The organism is Acinetobacter seohaensis (assembly GCF_056431365.1).
Map to the genome: position 1 here is coordinate 1 of NZ_JBWKMK010000134.1, position 17,522 is coordinate 17,522.

General features: G+C 42.8%; 13 protein-coding genes, 1 tRNA gene and 4 pseudogenes. 11 read left to right on the plus strand and 7 right to left on the minus strand.

The features are described 5' to 3' along the window. Positions 1–605 precede the first annotated feature (605 nt). From AC07E5_RS12295 to AC07E5_RS12305, 3 genes and pseudogenes are all read right to left on the minus strand, one after another. Entirely contained in the window at positions 606–2,309 is a 1,704-nt protein-coding gene (locus tag AC07E5_RS12295; protein ID WP_131260656.1) for a carboxypeptidase regulatory-like domain-containing protein, read from the minus strand. 235 nt (positions 2,310–2,544) lie between these two features. Continuing rightward, a pseudogene (locus AC07E5_RS12300) lies at positions 2,545–2,773 on the minus strand (IS5/IS1182 family transposase); the annotation flags it as partial. A 1-nt stretch (position 2,774) separates the two neighbouring features. Further along, positions 2,775–3,123 (minus strand): annotated as a pseudogene (locus tag AC07E5_RS12305) (transposase); the annotation flags it as partial. Between the two features lie 84 nt (positions 3,124–3,207). On the opposite strand from AC07E5_RS12305, the pseudogene aqpZ reads away from it, so the two are divergent. Further along, a pseudogene (aqpZ, locus tag AC07E5_RS12310) lies at positions 3,208–3,785 on the plus strand (aquaporin Z); the annotation flags it as partial. Between the two features lie 152 nt (positions 3,786–3,937). On the opposite strand, the gene AC07E5_RS12315 reads toward aqpZ, so the two are convergent. Together AC07E5_RS12315 and AC07E5_RS12320 are read right to left on the minus strand one after the other, a co-directional pair. After that, the gene (locus tag AC07E5_RS12315) at positions 3,938–4,183 is read right to left on the minus strand and encodes a hypothetical protein (protein WP_253131907.1); all 246 of its coding nucleotides are present in this window, start codon (positions 4,181–4,183) and stop codon (positions 3,938–3,940) included. A 49-nt stretch (positions 4,184–4,232) separates the two neighbouring features. Further along, positions 4,233–5,309, minus strand: a complete 1,077-nt coding sequence (locus tag AC07E5_RS12320; protein WP_004974371.1) for a DNA/RNA non-specific endonuclease — start codon at positions 5,307–5,309, stop codon at positions 4,233–4,235. Positions 5,310–5,653: 344 nt separating this feature from the next. On the opposite strand from AC07E5_RS12320, the gene AC07E5_RS12325 reads away from it, so the two are divergent. Beyond that, on the plus strand, positions 5,654–6,259 hold the full coding sequence (locus tag AC07E5_RS12325) for a hypothetical protein (protein ID WP_004974369.1): 606 nt from the start codon (positions 5,654–5,656) through the stop codon (positions 6,257–6,259). 83 nt (positions 6,260–6,342) lie between these two features. Here the strand turns inward: AC07E5_RS12325 and AC07E5_RS12330 are convergent, their stop codons facing one another. Beyond that, positions 6,343–8,223 carry a potassium transporter Kup gene (locus AC07E5_RS12330; protein WP_498625572.1) on the minus strand — a complete coding sequence of 627 codons (1,881 nt, stop codon included), beginning with the start codon at positions 8,221–8,223 and terminating at the stop codon, positions 6,343–6,345. 119 nt (positions 8,224–8,342) lie between these two features. Here AC07E5_RS12330 and AC07E5_RS12335 point away from each other — a divergent pair. Continuing rightward, positions 8,343–8,433 (plus strand) — tRNA-Ser (locus AC07E5_RS12335). A gap of 855 nt (positions 8,434–9,288) precedes the next feature. Here AC07E5_RS12335 and AC07E5_RS12340 read toward each other — a convergent pair. Then, positions 9,289–9,939: a response regulator gene (locus AC07E5_RS12340; RefSeq protein WP_004974358.1), complete on the minus strand. Its 651-nt coding sequence runs from the start codon at positions 9,937–9,939 to the stop codon at positions 9,289–9,291. A gap of 243 nt (positions 9,940–10,182) precedes the next feature. Here AC07E5_RS12340 and AC07E5_RS12345 point away from each other — a divergent pair. The 8 genes and pseudogenes from AC07E5_RS12345 to glmS form a co-directional block, all read left to right on the plus strand. After that, a pseudogene (locus AC07E5_RS12345) lies at positions 10,183–10,353 on the plus strand (secretion protein HlyD); the annotation flags it as partial. Between the two features lie 346 nt (positions 10,354–10,699). Next, the gene (gene ribBA / locus AC07E5_RS12350; RefSeq protein WP_253116750.1) at positions 10,700–11,821 is read left to right on the plus strand and encodes a bifunctional 3,4-dihydroxy-2-butanone-4-phosphate synthase/GTP cyclohydrolase II; all 1,122 of its coding nucleotides are present in this window, start codon (positions 10,700–10,702) and stop codon (positions 11,819–11,821) included. An 11-nt stretch (positions 11,822–11,832) separates the two neighbouring features. Beyond that, positions 11,833–12,303 (plus strand): 6,7-dimethyl-8-ribityllumazine synthase, encoded by a 471-nt coding sequence (gene ribH / locus AC07E5_RS12355; RefSeq protein WP_004974350.1) that lies wholly within the window; start codon positions 11,833–11,835, stop codon positions 12,301–12,303. 4 nt (positions 12,304–12,307) lie between these two features. Continuing rightward, complete coding sequence (gene nusB, locus AC07E5_RS12360) at positions 12,308–12,757, plus strand: transcription antitermination factor NusB (protein WP_004974349.1); 450 nt, start codon at positions 12,308–12,310, stop codon at positions 12,755–12,757. 25 nt (positions 12,758–12,782) lie between these two features. After that, positions 12,783–13,712, plus strand: a complete 930-nt coding sequence (gene thiL / locus AC07E5_RS12365; RefSeq protein WP_131260657.1) for a thiamine-phosphate kinase — start codon at positions 12,783–12,785, stop codon at positions 13,710–13,712. Further along, on the plus strand, positions 13,678–14,199 hold the full coding sequence (locus AC07E5_RS12370; RefSeq protein ID WP_004974347.1) for a phosphatidylglycerophosphatase A family protein: 522 nt from the start codon (positions 13,678–13,680) through the stop codon (positions 14,197–14,199). Before thiL ends, AC07E5_RS12370 begins: the two co-directional genes overlap by 35 nt. Before the next feature lie 18 nt (positions 14,200–14,217). Then, positions 14,218–15,582: a bifunctional UDP-N-acetylglucosamine diphosphorylase/glucosamine-1-phosphate N-acetyltransferase GlmU gene (glmU, locus tag AC07E5_RS12375; RefSeq protein ID WP_253131905.1), complete on the plus strand. Its 1,365-nt coding sequence runs from the start codon at positions 14,218–14,220 to the stop codon at positions 15,580–15,582. A 12-nt stretch (positions 15,583–15,594) separates the two neighbouring features. Continuing rightward, entirely contained in the window at positions 15,595–17,436 is a 1,842-nt protein-coding gene (glmS, locus tag AC07E5_RS12380; RefSeq protein WP_253131904.1) for a glutamine--fructose-6-phosphate transaminase (isomerizing), read from the plus strand. Positions 17,437–17,522: the final 86 nt, after the last annotated feature.

Sequence of the window (17,522 nt, forward strand, 5' to 3'; positions counted from 1 at the left end):
TCGCAAGAGATGCGATGGATGTCTGATTATTTGTAGTCATAAATTTAAGTCCCCACTTGTTTCTAAGTGGGGACTAAATTAAGGCTTATAGGATGAATTCAGAAGGTGTGTTCAGCGGACGCTTACAGATCATCTTCTGTTTTTATGGATTTAGCAAATTCTGCTATAAGGTCATTTAATTTTTGTTCTTCCAACATGATGCCTGACTTCGTTGTGACTATGAACATATAAAATTCAATCAATTACGCAATTTTATTTACAATCTCGTCTTCGACAAACTCACTATGATTCACTGTATGTTCTTAGTTTCTTGGCAAGAAATGCGATCAATGTCTGGTTATTTGTAATCATAAAATTGAGTCGCCTGTTTTTTAAAGGGGATTGAATTAAGGCTTATAGGATGAATTCGTAAGATTGTGTTCAGCGAACGCTTACGCTTTAGTTACCGCTATGCTGAAGTGGCTGAATAAATTGCCCCTTTAAATATAAACAGCCCTCAATAGAGAGCTGTTTTTAGTATTCACCACGCTTGATGGTTGATTGATCGCGAATGCAATGTGTCTAAACCTATTCTATTCATTCATACTGCACCGCCATGTAAATCTTTATTTACGCTGTGGCTCGTCAGCCCACCGTGCATAACTCTTCGTGCTTTTCAACAAAACGCCCGCTTGTTTTGCAGCGACGCCACTATAGTCCTGAGAGAAACTATCTGAATTTTCATCAAAACTCACACCATCAAATAATGGGAAAGTTCCGGCTTTTTTCTGAATCACCACATCATCAATCATCCAGCCGCGGAAACCATTATAAAGTCCATCGACCGTTCTAAATTGGAATTTCAGCTGAACATTGGCCTTGCCTGCATATTCATCTAATGAAATTGCTTCTTGCTGAACAGCAGCCGGTGCGAGGTTAAAGCCTAAATTACTGTATGGAATCGGCGCGCGATCATATGCAGAAGATGGATCTGCCAGCGGGTTTAATCGAGCCAAAGTCTTAAAACTGTTACCGCCGTCGGTAGAAACTAAAATATTCATCAAATCAAACCCCTGATTATTTGGATTGACTGACTCAATTTCCCACCATGTTTTAAAGCTTAAACTCAAAGGCGCCTGATACTGGCTTAGATTAATCACAGGTGAAATCAATTCTCCCCTATTGTCATGCTGCGAGGTGCCGCCATCAAACTCTGGAGCCGTAGATGAATCACTTAAAGCACCAATAAAGTTGCCATTTACTTTGTCACCATACCAATATGCCGTATTACCTTGCAGTGGCTCAGGTACCTTGCCTTGACTTTGGTCATTTGGCGCTAAGCGCACACGCTGATTCACTTGATTATTACGAATATTGTGACCTTTGTTTAGCAGCTGCCAATCGACATTCGCCACACTTGGCTGTGAGCTTGTCCATGCATTGCGAGTAGTAGAGTCCGCTTCAAAAGTTTCACGCCATACCGCATCTGCAGATGTCGTTTCAGGCAGCACTTCAAATTGATAGCCCGATGCAGAAGAAGCAATGACCGTAACTTTTTTTGTCATGGTATTAGTTCCTGCACTGCTAATAGTGAGCGTGGCATTTTTCAATGCTTCAAGCAGAGTATTGGAGACGTTAAATGAAAGCGTGAAATAACCATTAGCATCGGTAATTGCACTAACAAATGCACCATTGGTCGCAGCACCGCCAGATAATGCGACTTGCGCATTCGCTAAAGGCTTTCCTTTATAAATGACCTGACCAGACAACGTACCGACTACTGCATCATTGACAGGTGCATCACTTAAGGTCTGACAGTCTTGGTCTAAGCAGTTGAGGACAACATTCAACACAATGCTCTTATTGGTATTTTTAGGATGGATCAAGAATGCCGAAACTGCAGACTGTCCATTTTTAGTGACCAAAACATAATATGTGCCTGCAGCCAATTTAGGCAGTTTAACGATGCCTTGAGCATTAGCAAGGTAACTTTGACCTTTAAAATGAGTCGCTGTCGGTAAACTATTGATCGGTGGAAATAGCTGTTCAGAATCATCTGCTGTACTTGCATTTGTTGCTGTTTTCAAACTACTTGCTTGTAATTTCTTCCACTCTTCGTCACTTAAAATCTGAATCGACGCAGCATTTAAGGTAAGGTTATTCACATCCAACAGCGTCAGCTCTTCTACACTTTTTTGAACCATAGCCTCGGCAACTGGCTCTGATGGTACTGGTACGTTTCCTGTTTCATCACTGTCACTACCGCCACATGCTGTTAAACCTAAGACACCCGTGACCATCATTATTTTTACAAATGCTCTATTTTTCATCTATTCTGCCCTCTGGATTTTGTATTTTAAAATTTTATCTCTACTTAGAACTTTGCCAGCCCAAACATACTGATCAATATTCCAGCAAAATAATACCCAATTTCCACCAAATGCGCAAATTTCACATTTTATATTTTTTATAGTTTTTTTCTCTATTTTTTTTAGTTAATGTATAGCCGAATGGGCTTTGTTCCACAAAGATTTGAAAGACAAAGTACCCCGAAATGAACCAAATTTAAGGCGTAACTTGGGTAAGTGCTCTACCTAATTGCTTACATCTGTTGAGGACTGCTACAAGTGCATGCATCTTAGTTTCAACCCAACTGCGCCGATGATAGCCTGATCATTTTTCCATAGTGTCCTACCTGAGATTAACTATTCGAAGTCATTTATCTCGCTCTAGCGAGCTGCTCTTTGTATCTTTGTATGCTTTCGCATTTTCTAGGTGGAATCACCGCATGCGCTTAACGCCTTATTGTTATGGATAAAATCCACCATATTTGTGTGGGCGGTCGAGCTCCGCCTGGGAGAAAAAAGCAGCTGCTTTACGTAGAATTTCATTCGCACGTTGCAGTTCTTTATTTTCGCGTTCCAGTTGTTTGATACGTTCTTGGTCTGAAAGCTGCTGTACTTTAACTGGATTTTGTTTATCTAAATATTTTTGATACCAAACACGTAGTGTTTCAGGAGTACAGCCAATCTTAGGAGCGATTGCTGTGATTGCAGCCCAATACGATGGATAATCTTTTTCGGATTCAATCAATAATTGAACCGCTCTTTCTCTGATTTCAGGGGTATATTTTAATTTTGTCATCGGGACACTACGCTTCGCTACGTCTTGCGAAGCAATGCTTCTCATCTCAGAATATTGACTCTCCGACAAATCCGGTACGGTACAGTATCCCTTGCGTTCGGTCTGACCGTATTAACCGCGGTCTATGCACTTGGGCACATTTCAGGTGGTCAATTTAACCCTGCAGTCAGTATTGGTTTGTGGGCAGGTGGACGTTTTGAAGCCAAAGAACTCGCACCGTATATTATTTCACAAATTATTGGTGCGACTCTGGCCGCACTGGTGTTGTATCTGATTGTACAGGGTCAGGCAGGTTTTGCAGGCACAGGCGGTTTCGCGACCAACGGTTATGGTGATTTATCTCCAGGAAAATATGCCTCAGTTCAGTATTATTGATTGAAGTGGTACTCACTGCTGGCTTTTTGATGGTGATTATGGGTGCAACCGCCAAACGTGCACCTGCAGGTTTTGCTCCAATTGCAATTGGTTTGGCACTGACCTTAATCCATCTGATCAGTATTCCTGTAACCAATACTTCCGTGAACCCTGCACGTAGTACAGGTGGGGCGTTCTTTGCTGAAACTGCAGCACTCAGCCAGCTTTGGGCTTTCTGGGTTGCACCGATTGTAGGTGCGGTGATTGGTGCGGTGCTGTATCGCGCTATGGCAAAAGCTGAAGACTGATCTTCAAAACTTTAAATCCACAGCTTTTCAAGATGTCTGGGATTTATCTAAAAACACACAAAACAACAAAGCCCGTTCAAGCGTTTGAGCGGGCTTTTTAATGGCTTAGATGAGCAGATTAAAGTAGATTTAATATCTTGAGATGGCATCCATTATAAAAATGGATTTTCAATTTCACCCGCTTCGGGACGATCTAACTTTTCAGGCAGATTCGGAGTCTGCTCCAAAGTTGCAACAACTTCATTCAAAAAAGCCTGTAGTACTTTGGCTGCCTGTAAACCCGCCTGATCTTTGCTGATTTGCAAACTGCCATACACATTGATGCAATCTAAATCATTTTCTAAGGTTAAGTCATGAATCGCATGTGATTCAGTCCCATTTTGAAACGGTTTAAACATTGAATTCACCTTAGCATGAAGGATGCAATATCCATCATCTTAACCCAGTTTAAGATTTCAACAACTGTAAAATATATTGCAATAAAGCTTCAATCAATTGCTTCACAATTGCATCTTGGGTATCTGCATCAATGCTAGCACCCGATGCAGGACTACTGCCTGAGCGTTTAAATTCGGTTTGCAAGGCTTGTAATTGCTCAGCAGATACATCTTCTGCGCACTGGCTTTCTGCATCCCAATGTGAGTAGGCAATCGGTGTATTGGCTTTTACAGCATTTGCAGTCAAAGGCAATTTATAGGTATTGCGCTTTTGTTCTTCACTTAATTGTGGGAATAAATTAATGCCCAACTGTTCTTCTAAATAGCAGACACTCACCACTTGCACCTGTAACGAGTCGTTATTGGGCGCGTAATAAGCCCCTATCGCGCCTGTTTTGGGCATATACACAGCTTTATACACCGCAGTCGGCACAATAACGCCCTGCCCAATGGTTTTTAGACGCTTGGCATTAAAACTTGGCCCCGTAATCACATACACATCTTGCTTTTGCTTAGTCACCACCGCTCGGGTGGCTTCTTCAAGTTCACGCCAGACCTGCTGATTATTTTTAGGGGCTTGCGGCACCATATTTGCCAAAGAAAAACTGTCAAACTGGGCTGCCAAGTTGGTCATGTCGGCATTCGGTGCCATGTGTCCACGGTCATAACCCGAACCACGATAATCCAGCAAAGTCGCACGATGCTCGGCTTTGACGCGCGGTTCTTCGTGAAAGTTATCTTCACGTGGAATCCGCTGACTCAAACGCGCTGGTGTTAAGGCTTCTGCCACCCATAACGGGGTTTTGGATACCCCTGAATACATCACATTAAAGTCATTAAAACACAGCGGATAGCTGTCTTTTTGCAGGCTATTTTTCAGTAAATAGGGCGGCGTTTCTCGATAGAACTGGGTTAGGCAAGCACTATTTCCTGAACTCGGCACCAGTGAAGTCCACTGGCTAATTTTTTCTTGACCAAAAGCAATCACAAAACTCCCTGTTGCCACTACACCGAGTAGCACTTTCAAGCTGTTTTGATTGAAAATTTGAGTCCAAATGTTGTTGGAATTGCGCCGTTTTCTTGCCATAACCGTTACTGTGACTTCGCTCTAAATCCGCAGAGTTTGCCCGAGCTTAACAATCCACTCACAGCTTGTATATGAAGCACCTCTTGTTCGTCTAACAATTAAACAAAACCCGCGCCATAACACCACAAAAGCCATACACAGCCTGAGTTTTAAGCACTTTTGACATCAGTCTAGATCAAGTTTGGTAGATTTGATTGCATCCGTTTTAGCGAATCTGCCAAGCTAAATACACCTTAAAGACATCGCTCAGCGACACCCAAGCGCATTGCGCTGCTCAAGCTAGGTGTGATTGACGATTTAAATTGGTTTTAACTTTATTTTTGCGATTTTTGATGGAGAAATACATGCGTTTTCATCTTTTTGCTTGTGCTTTGGTTGGTAGCAGTATCAGCATTTCTGCCTTTGCCGAACCACCCATTCAAGCAGGTGATACTTTAGAAAGTTTATCTAAAGTCAAAATAAGCACCACGATTAATGGGCAAGCAGGCTCACTACAAGAATTAATCGCCAATGGTCAGATACGCATTGTACCGAGTACAGATACAAACTTAACAAGTCCAGCAGAAAATATAGCGCAACAGCCTGCAAACCAAATTTCAGCCGAACAAGCCAATCTGGCTCAAGACAATGTACCGATGACGATGCCTGTCGGGACTGAATCCGAACTGCAACACGCAGCGCAGGCAGAGCAAGTGAGCGAACAACACATACAAGCCACCTCTGCGCCATTATTGTCATCTTCAGCCGATTTACCTGTAAATGCTGGCGATGATGTGGATGTCACCGCAGAAGCGCTAAATGCTGCACCACAAAACCCTGCTGCATCTGAACAAGCAGCAGTCAATCTGCCCACGACTGAACGGCTTGAAACCACAGCACCTGCGGCACAGGGCGCAGATGTAAACGATATAGATTTAAGCCATCTACAACCAAGTGATACGGAACAATAAGATCTGTTTAAGACCAATCTTGAGCTAAAAATAAAAAACCAGCACTTTATAATGCTGGTTTTTTAAAATCTATTGAGCAGTTTTTAAATTTCGATTTGACTACCCAATTCCACCACACGGTTGGTTGGAATTTGATAGAAATCACTCACAGGACTGGTATTGCGCTGCATTGAAATAAACAGTTTTTCACGCCACGGTGACATGCCATCGCCCACCGTATGCACAATTCGATCACGCGAAATAAAGAAGCTCATTTGCATCATATCGAATTCAAACTCAAGCTGTTCATAGGCTTGTTTCAAGGCATTTGGAATATTTGGCTGATCTTTAAAACCGTAATACATGGCAATCCGATAAAAACGATCATCCAGTTTTTCGACTTGAATCCGATCTTGCTGCGCCACAAATGGAATATCACGCGTGATGACCGTTACCATGATATTGCGTTCATGTAACACCTTGTTGTGCTTAATATTATGCAACATGGCATGTGGCACAATGTTAGGCGTACCTGTCAAGAAAATCGCATCGCCAGGGACAAATTTGGTTTCATTGCCCATACTAATACTGTGAATGAATAGGTCTATCGGCAAGGCATCTTTTTCCAAACGATTGAAAACCAATGCACGACCATCTTTCCACGTCATTAAAATGGTATACATGATGGCGCCAATTAAAATTGGCACCCATCCCCCTGACACAATTTTGAGCGAGGTCGAAGCCACAAAAATTAAATCTAGGGTTAAAAATGGCACTGCAAAAAGGGCAACTTTCCACATCGGCCAACGCCAAAAACCATAGGCCAGCACTGAAATTAAAATCGTGCCACACAGCATGGTCATGGTCACTGCCACGCCATAAGCACTGGCAAGTCTGGCACTATTTTCAAATAATAAAATTAAGATAAGCACCGAAATAAATAAGGCCCAGTTAATGAATGGCAAATAGATTTGACCACGTTCAACATCGGACGTGTGACGTACAGTCAGGCGTGGTAAATAACGCAATTGAATGGCCTGATTGACCATTGAAAATACCCCTGTGATCACCGCTTGAGAAGCGATCACCGCTGCAGCTGTGGCTAAACCAATCATCGGGTATAAGCCCCATTCAGGCACCAACATATAGAACGGATTTTCAATCGCTGCAGGGTTACGTAGCAATAATGCCCCTTGTCCTGCGTAATTCAATAACAAGCAAGGTAAGACAATCAAAAACCACGCGAGGCGAATAGGCATCCGCCCAAAATGCCCCATATCGGCATAGAGTGCTTCGCCACCCGTCATGGTTAAAATCACCGCACCCATGGTGAGAAATGCAACAAAGGGTTGCTCTACTACAAAGTTAAACGCCCAGTGTGGACTGACCATGGCCAATACAAATGGGGTTTGGATGATACTGAGCAGCCCTGCACCGCCAATGGCTAAAAACCACAGCAAAGTCAGTGGGCCAAAAAATTTGCCCATCGTGCCTGTACCATGACGCTGCACAATGAACAGTCCTGCCAAAATACCAATGGAGAGCGGTACGAGCCATTGATTAAAGATAGGCGTGGCAATACTTAGTCCTTCAATGGCAGACAATACTGAAATGGCGGGGGTGATAATGCCATCGCCAAAGAACAGGGATGCACCAATAAAGCCAAGTGCAATCAGGAAGATTTTTTTATCTTCAGCAATGCGGGTTGTTCGCAGGTTCAATGCCAGTAACGACATGATCCCACCCTCACCATTGTTATCGGCACGCATGATAACGGTGACATATTTGAAGCTAATGGTGAGCATCATGCACCAGAAAATCAGGGATAAAATTCCCAATACACTGGCTTGAGTAATTGCAAGATGGGCCGTTAAAAAAGTTTGTCGGAAGGCGTACAGGGGGCTGGTTCCGATATCCCCAAATACGACGCCGAGCGCAGCCAAGGTAATGACGGGTAAGGCTGCTTTTTTTGCAGTACTTTGCATAGGTGTCTTCGATTTAGACGGTATTTTTGAGAATCATAGCACTACGCTGAAAGTTTTTCTCTAAATCAAATGTTTCAACTTGGCTTTGTACTATTTTTTGGTTATTATCCACCGCCTATGGTGAAGTGTCCGAGTGGCTGAAGGAGCACGCCTGGAAAGTGTGTATACGTTAATAGCGTATCGAGGGTTCGAATCCCTCTTTCACCGCCAAATTAGTTGTTTACGGTATTATCCCGTAGTTTTAAGGGCTTGAATCTAAAGGGTTTAGGCCTTTTTTATGTTTAATGCAATCCACTTTATCTATTGCAAGCTTGATCTAGTTGGGGTTATAACTAGGGGTATAATAAATTACCTCCAAAACTATACCCCCAATTCTGTGGAATCATTGCAATGCTTACAGATGCTCAAGTCAGAAAAATAAAACCATCGGAAAAGAAAGCCAAATAATTACCTATGATCGAAATCTAGCACATATCACGGCTGGCGGGCTTGGTTATCGTGAATTCTAAAAGTTGAACCCATATAGGGGAAAGCCCCCTACTCACTTAGGTATGATTTATTCAAATCACCATTCATCTATTACTATTAAAATATATTCGTCCTTCTATGTATTTCTTATTAGTGGCGGGTTTTCCCGCTGCGGACAACTTCACACTATTGGATTTATGGGTACAGATACAATCAAAGCCTAAGAATCTGAAAGAAGCATATCGCCTGCATTAGACTGATAGCTATTCAGCTCATGTTGATTTTTACCCATTTTATCGACATGACAACCTGAATATGTTTATGTCATCGACATGACAACTCTCTCATGTCGATTTTTATCGGTTTTATCGACATGACAGCCTGAATATGTTTCAGGCCATACAGCTAAAGACATAAGACAATATTCCTTTTAGGTTTTTAAGCACATCAACAACCTGAACGCCAAATGTCACATCCTAAAGTGAATTAGCTTTCTAAAAAGGTCATTATCAACCAAACACCCAATAAAAAACCACTGCTCAATCTTCCAGATCAACATAGCGGTTTTAAACTCATCTTTTACAGATCAGTCACATCTTACATTTTCTTTTCTTCAATATTTAAAGCATTGATTGCCAATACCGCCTGAGTACGATTTTGCACACCCAATTTACGGAAAATTGCGGTCACATGCGCTTTAATCGTCGCTTCAGAAACATCTAATTCATAGGCAATTTGTTTATTCAACAAACCTTCTGCCACCATCATCAATACACGGAATTGCTGTGGTGTTAAAGACTGAATACGTTCAGCCAAAGCTGTTTCATCTGCAGCGCGAGGGTCAAAGTTAACATTCGCAGCCAAGTTTGGCGGCAACCAAATCTCACCTTCTAAAACTTGACGAATTGCTTCACCAATATGGCTCGGATGTGCCGATTTTGGGATATAACCCATCGCCCCATGCGCAATTGAACGTTGAATAATCGATGCTTCTTCGTGAGCGGACACCACAATAATTGGGATAGATGGATATTGCGCACGCACATGCACCAATGCAGAAAAGCCCGATGCCCCTGGTAAATTCAAGTCCAATAAAACAAGATCAGGCTCAGGTCCATTTTCCAAACGTTCGTACAATTCATTAACTGCAGCAGTTTCATGAATTTGAGCTTGCGGTAAGCTATAACGAACCGCCTGAATTAAGGCATGGCGAAACAGCGGATGATCATCAACGATTAATATATTCATAACAGACGTGAGAGATCTTGGGCACAGTTGTTATATTCTAACCATACAAAGACAATTAAGGATATGCAAGACATGACTTTTTTGCATTTATTGTGCAATTAATCACAGAAAAGCGTTTATTTTTTATGTTTTCAGCGCTCAGTCAAAAAGGTTGATCATTTTGTGGATTTTTTAATCAGTTTTATTTTACAACCAAAACGCTCAAAACAAGATGTAATATGAAATAGAAAATATCCCAAGATAAGGGTTTATATCCGTACCGATTCAGACAAACTCAGCAACAAAGCAGGACAAGCGTTTGATATTACCCCAGGCATGGTCGCAACAGTCGATATTAAAACGGGTGAAAAAACGGTGTTGGAATATCTGATCAAACCATTCAACAAAGCCAAAGAAGCCTTACGTGAGCGCTAAACAGAAATTCTCTTATACCTGAATTTAATGAATTATCTCATCTCTGATTCTTGCCTTCTCCCAAAACCCAACTGGGCTCAAGTGAAGGCGAGAATGAGGGCGATAATATCCTATGCCCTCTACAGTTTTATTTTTCACAGATTTTGCATTTCATCTTAATTGCCTAAACAATCTACAGCAACGCAGCAAATCCTCCTTTTCACCTCTTTCCAAGCCTGATGACACTGTGTATAACCATAAGTCACGCAATGAAAATGATAAGCATAGGCAAAACAGGTAAAAAACCGTTAGACTATGCATCTCTCTCATTCAATGTCGTTTCAGACAAATAAGAAGGTGAAGGTTGATGCCGCTCAATACTGTCGAAGAGCTTGTAGCAGATATCCGTGCAGGAAAAATGGTCATCCTCATGGATGATGAAGATCGTGAAAATGAAGGTGATTTAGTCATTGCCGCAACCCACGTTCGCCCTGAAGATATCAACTTCATGATCACACACGCGCGTGGTCTTGTTTGCTTAACCTTAAGTCGTGACCGTTGCCAGCAATTAAACCTACCGTTAATGGTTGATGCCAATGGTGCACAACACGGTACGAACTTTACTTTGTCGATTGAAGCTGCTGAAGGCATTACCACGGGTATTTCTGCCGCAGAACGTGCGCATACCATTCAAACCGCTGTCGCTGCACATGCCAAGCCTGCCGATATTGTTCAGCCTGGGCATATTTTCCCACTCATGGCACAGCCAGGTGGTGTATTGCACCGTGCAGGACATACCGAAGCAGGTTGTGATCTTGCCCGTTTGGCAGGTTTAGAGCCTGCATCGGTAATTTGTGAAATCATCAATGAAGACGGCACGATGGCGCGTCGTCCAGATTTAGAATTTTTTGCTGAAAAGCACGGGTTAAAAATTGGTACTATTGCCGATTTAATCCACTATCGCATGACCAATGAACAAACTGTAGAGCGTTTGGATCAGCAAAGCATCGACACCGAATATGGTACTTTTGACTTATATCGCTACCGTGAACTGGGGAACCCAGACATTCACTTGGCATTGGTCAAAGGCGAGCCGAAAGAAGGCGTTACCACAGTACGTGTGCATGGTTTTAATCCAACCCGTGATTTGCTGAAGCTGAAAAAAGCAGATGGTTCGGCAACTTGGAATTTAGACCGTGCTTTAAAAGAAATTGCCAACAGTGAACGTGGTGTTTTGGTCTGGATTGGTCAAGCTCAATTGCAAGACTTGGGCCCTGCCCTAGACAGCCTTAAATCCCCGAAACAAGGCAAAGCCAATGCTGCATTGTCACAGCAATACCAAACCATTGGCGTGGGTGCACAAATTTTACGTGATTTAGGCGTTGAAAAAATGAAGCTACTCAGCTCACCATTACGTTTCAATGCTTTATCAGGCTTTAACTTAGAAGTGGTGGAATATATCACCGCAGATCCAACATCAGAGAAATAATCGAGGTTGCTATGGCAATTCGCCGTATTGAAGGTTTATTACATCTCGCTAGCGAAGGCCGTTATGCGATTTTAGTCGGTCGTTTTAATAGTTTTGTGGTTGAGCATTTGCTTGATGGCGCAATTGACACATTGAAACGTCATGGCGTATCAGAGGATAATATCACCGTTGTTCATGCACCAGGCGCTTGGGAACTTCCTGTTGTGGCTAAAAAATTAGCTGCATCGAATGGTTATGATGCCATTATTGCACTCGGCGCAGTGATTCGCGGTAGCACTCCACACTTTGACTTTGTTGCAGGCGAATGTGCCAAAGGCTTAGGTGTGGTTGGTTTAGATACTGGCTTACCTGTGATTAACGGTGTATTGACTACGGATAGTATTGAACAAGCAATTGAACGCTCTGGAACAAAAGCAGGTAATAAAGGAAGTGAAGCTGCCTTAACTGCAATTGAAATGGTTAACTTGTTAAAGGCTATTTAACGCTATGTCGCAAACACTTCAAGCAACTTATGCAGCAAAACGTAAAGCACGTCGTTTTGCTGTGCAAGGTATTTATGAATGGCAGATGAGCCACAATCCAGTACATGAAATTGAAGCACGTACCCGTGTGGAAAATGCAATGCACAAAGTGGATCTCGGCTATTATCATGAATTGTTGACTCAAGTGGTTGCCAATCATGAAGCATTGGATGCATTACTGGTGCCTGTTCTTGATCGTGACATTCAAGCCCTCGATGGTGTTGAACTCGCCACCTTACGTTTAGGTGCTTATGAGTTAGAACAACATCTGGAAATTCCATACCGTGTGGTATTGGATGAAGCGATTGAATTGGCAAAACACTTTGGTGGTGCAGACAGCCACAAATACATCAATGGTGTATTAGACCGTCTTGCCAACAGCTTACGTGCAGCAGAAAAGCAACAAAGCAACTAATTCAAAGTATTGAGTCGATTGTTGTATGGCTGAGTTTTCCATTATTGAGACCTATTTCAACAGACCGCGTCCCGATGCAGTCGATTTAGGTGTCGGTGATGACTCAGCTCTGCTCACCCCTCCGCCGCAACAACAATTGGTCATTTGTGCCGACACTTTAGTCGCTGGACGACATTTCCCCCTCGATACCAACCCACATGCGATTGGTTGGAAATCGGTTGCGGTCAATTTATCTGACATTGCCGCCATGGGTGCCACCCCACACAGTATATTATTGGCATTGAGCCTACCCCAAATTGATCACGACTGGCTCAAAGGGTTTAGTCAGGGTTTACATGATTGTTGCGATCAATTTGGGGTAAGTTTAATTGGTGGAGATACCACACAAAGCCCGCATCTCACCATTTCCGTTACCGCCTTAGGCTGGATTGAACAAGGACAAGCAATTCCACGTTCAGGCGCACAAGTCGGCGATTATATTTGTGTCAGCGGACAAGTCGGCGATGCCGCTTTTGGTTTAGATCATCTCGATCACCCCTTAAAACAACGCTTAGACTACCCGACACCTCGCTGCCAACTCGGGCAACAACTCAAAGGTCTGGCTTCAAGCATGATTGATGTTTCAGATGGCTTGGCACAAGATTTAGGGCATATTCTCAAAGCCTCTCAGGTCGGTGCTTGTATTGAACTCAGCCAACTGCCTATAGATGCTGCATTAACCGAATTACCACAACAAAAGCAGTGGCAATATGCCTTGGCAGGTGGCGATGACTATGAGTTATGCTTTACAATAAGCCCACAAAATTATCAGCAGCTTTTGCAAAAACCGCTGAATACCCCTATTCATATTATTGGCAAAATTAACAATCAAAACCGCTTAAGCTTTGAACAGAATGGCGTAGATCGTTCACTTCATTTTCATGGATACCAACACTTTGCAAAAACCCGCGATTAATTTCAAAGCCATGTCTTGGACTGACCGACTGATTGTATGCTGTGGTGTTGGCTTCGGTTCAGGTCTACTACCCAAAGCTCCCGGTACCTTTGGTTCGGCCTTTGCCCTACTGTTCATTCCCATTTGGTTCGCGCTTGGTTTCATTCCAAGCCTTTTTGCCATTGCCATCATGTCCCTCGTTGGCATATATATCTGTGGACGTACTGCACAGGTTATGGGCGTACATGATGATGGTCGTATTGTTTGGGATGAATTTGCAGGACAATCGATTACCTTTTTACCCCTGATTTTTATCAATCAAATCAGCTGGGTCTGGGTAATTGTGGGTTTTGTCCTATTCCGACTGTTTGATGTATGGAAACCTTGGCCAATCCGTGTCATTGATCGTCAGGTCGAAGGTGGTTTTGGCATCATGCTGGACGATATTATTGCGGGTCTTTGGGCCGCATTATGTATTTATATTTATTTATCTTTTACTTTGGTTTAGCCATCACTAGGATTCAACATGTCTACCACCGTGATTATTCTTGCAGCAGGTAAAGGCACGCGCATGCGTTCAAATTTACCAAAAGTATTACAACCTCTTGCAGGACGCCCACTCTTGGGTCACGTGATTGATACCGCAAAAAAATTACAAGCAGATCATATTATTACCATTTACGGTCACGGCGGTACTTTGGTTCAAAATGCGTTTGCACATGAACAGGTGCAGTGGGTCGAACAAGCGGAACAGCTCGGCACAGGTCACGCAGTCAAAGTGACTTTGCCTGTTTTACCACATGAAGGCGTATCCCTAATTTTATCTGGAGATGTACCTTGCATTACAGAGCAAACTTTACAAAAGCTGCTCGATGTTTCACGTGAAACCCTAATTGGATTGGTGACACTCACCCTTGCCGATGCTACGGGTTATGGTCGTATTGTGCGTGAAAACGGTAAAATTCAAGCGATTGTTGAACATAAAGATGCATCTGAAGCACAGCGTCAAATTCAGGAAATTAACACGGGTATTTACTGCGTCAGCAATGCCAAATTACATGAATGGCTGCCAAAACTGAGCAATAACAATGCGCAGGGTGAATATTACCTGACCGATATTGTGGCGATGGCAATTGCCGATGGTTTAGAAGTTGCATCGGTAGAACCTCAACTGGCTTTTGAAGTAGAAGGCGTGAATGACCGTGTGCAATTGGCTGCATTAGAACGCGAGTTCCAGAACTTCCAAGCCAAGCAACTCATGCAACAAGGTGTGCATTTAATTGACCCAACCCGTTTTGATTTACGTGGTAATCTCACTGCAGGTAAAGACGTTCGCATTGATATTAACGTAATTATTGAAGGCGATTGCGAACTGGGTGATGGCGTAGAAATTGGTGCAGGTTGTATCCTCAAAAACACCAAAATTGCTGCGGGCACTAAAGTTCAGCCGTATAGCGTATTTGACCAAGCGGTTGTAGGTGAAGCTGCGCAAATTGGTCCATTCTCACGTTTACGTCCGGGTGCGGTATTGGCCAATGAAGTGCATATTGGCAACTTTGTTGAAGTGAAAAACAGTCAAATTGGTTTAGGCTCCAAAGCCAACCACTTTACCTACTTAGGTGATGCCGAAGTGGGTGCAGGCAGCAATATTGGTGCAGGTACGATTACTTGCAATTATGATGGTGCGAATAAATTTAAAACCATTATTGGTGACCAAGTCTTTATTGGTTCAAATAGTTCATTGGTTGCACCTGTCACCATTGCCAATGGTGCAACGGTAGGCGCAGGCTCGACCATTACCCGTGATGTTGCAGAACAGTGTTTAGCTGTGGAACGTTCTAAACAGTTCACTAAAGAAAATTATCAACGTCCACAGAAATTGAAAAAATAAGAGGAAGTTCCTATGTGCGGTATTGTCGGTGGCGTTGCAGAACGTAGTATTACCAATATCCTCATTGAAGGTTTAAAGCGTTTAGAATATCGCGGTTATGATTCCGCAGGTTTGGCATTGATTAGTCAAGGCCAGGTCTTGCGTGAGCGTCGTGTCGGTAAAGTAGCAAATCTTGAGCAAGCAGTACTAGATTCTCAAGTCACAGGTTCACTCGGTATTGCCCATACACGTTGGGCAACACATGGCAAACCGACAGAAAACAATGCACATCCGCATATTTCTGGCAATGTTGCTGTCGTACACAACGGTATTATCGAAAATTATCAAGAACTGAAAGATGAGCTAGAAGCTTTAGGCTATATGTTCAGCTCTCAAACGGATACTGAAGTGGTTGCGCACTTGGTCAACCATGCTCTTAAAACTGCACCGAATTTATTGGTTGCGGTACAGCAAGTCGTGCCTCAACTGAAAGGTGCTTATGCTCTGGGAATTATCCATACCGATTATCCAGATGAATTGATCACGGTACGTGAAGGTTCTCCTTTGGTGATTGGTGTCGGTATTGGCGAAAACTTTATCAGTTCAGACCAATTGGCGTTATTGCCGATCACCAACCGTTTTATATATTTGGAAGAAGGTGATATCGCCCGCTTAACCCGCGACAGCATTGAAGTTTTTGTAAACGGTCAAACGGTTGAACGCCCTGTAAAAGAGTTGGATGCAACTGTAAGCAATGCATCGAAAGGTGAATATAAACACTACATGCTCAAAGAAATTTATGAGCAGCCTGAAGCAATTCAACAAACCATTTCACAAGCATTAAATGGCAACGCTTTACGTGAAGATTTCCTGAAAGATGCCGAGCTTGATTTTGCCAAGATTCAACAGGTACAGATTATTGCCTGCGGTACCAGCTACCATGCAGGGATGATTGCAAAATACTGGTTTGAACAGCTAATTAACTTGCCATGTCATGTGGAAATTGCCAGCGAATACCGTTATCGCACCCCAGTCATTGTGAATAACACATTGTATGTGTGCATTTCACAATCTGGTGAAACTGCAGATACTTTAGCTGCTTTACGTGATACGCAAAAACGTGCTGCTGCAAAAGGCTTAAATATTAGCACCATGACCATTTGTAACGTGGCAACTTCATCTATGGTGCGTGAAACCAATCATAGTTTGTTGACACTCGCAGGCCCTGAAATTGGTGTGGCATCGACCAAAGCCTTTACGACACAATTGGCAGCATTAATGCTATTGGTGCTCAAAATTGGTCAGGTGAAAAATGCAATTGCAGCGACAGAAACAGCTGAAATTATTGCAGGCTTATGGCACACACCAAAAGTGATTTTAGATACTTTGCAAAATGATACGGCAATTTTACGTTTGTCTGAATTGTTTGTAGAGAAAAATCACTGCTTGTTCTTGGGTCGTGGCACACAATTCCCAATCGCCTTGGAAGGTGCTTTGAAACTGAAAGAAATTTCATATATTCACGCAGAAGGTTATGCTGCGGGTGAATTAAAGCACGGCCCATTGGCATTGGTCGATAATGACATGCCTGTGGTGATTTTAGCACCGCAAGATGACATGCTGGATAAACTGAAATCCAATATGGAAGAAGTACAGGCACGTGGTGGTGAGCTGTTTGTATTTGCAGATGAACACAGCGGCATTCCTGCAGATAAAGAACGCCAGCATGTGGTTTATGTACCACAGGTCAGCGCGTTGCTTGCGCCAATTGTGTATAGTATTCCTGTGCAGTTGTTGTCTTACCATGTGGCGGTTTTACGTGGTACAGATGTCGACCAGCCTAGAAACTTAGCAAAAAGCGTAACAGTGGAATAATATTGATTAAATTCAATGATTTAATGTGGTCAGACAAAATAGTTATTAACTATACAAAACAGTTGCTAACTATGACATTAAAGTTA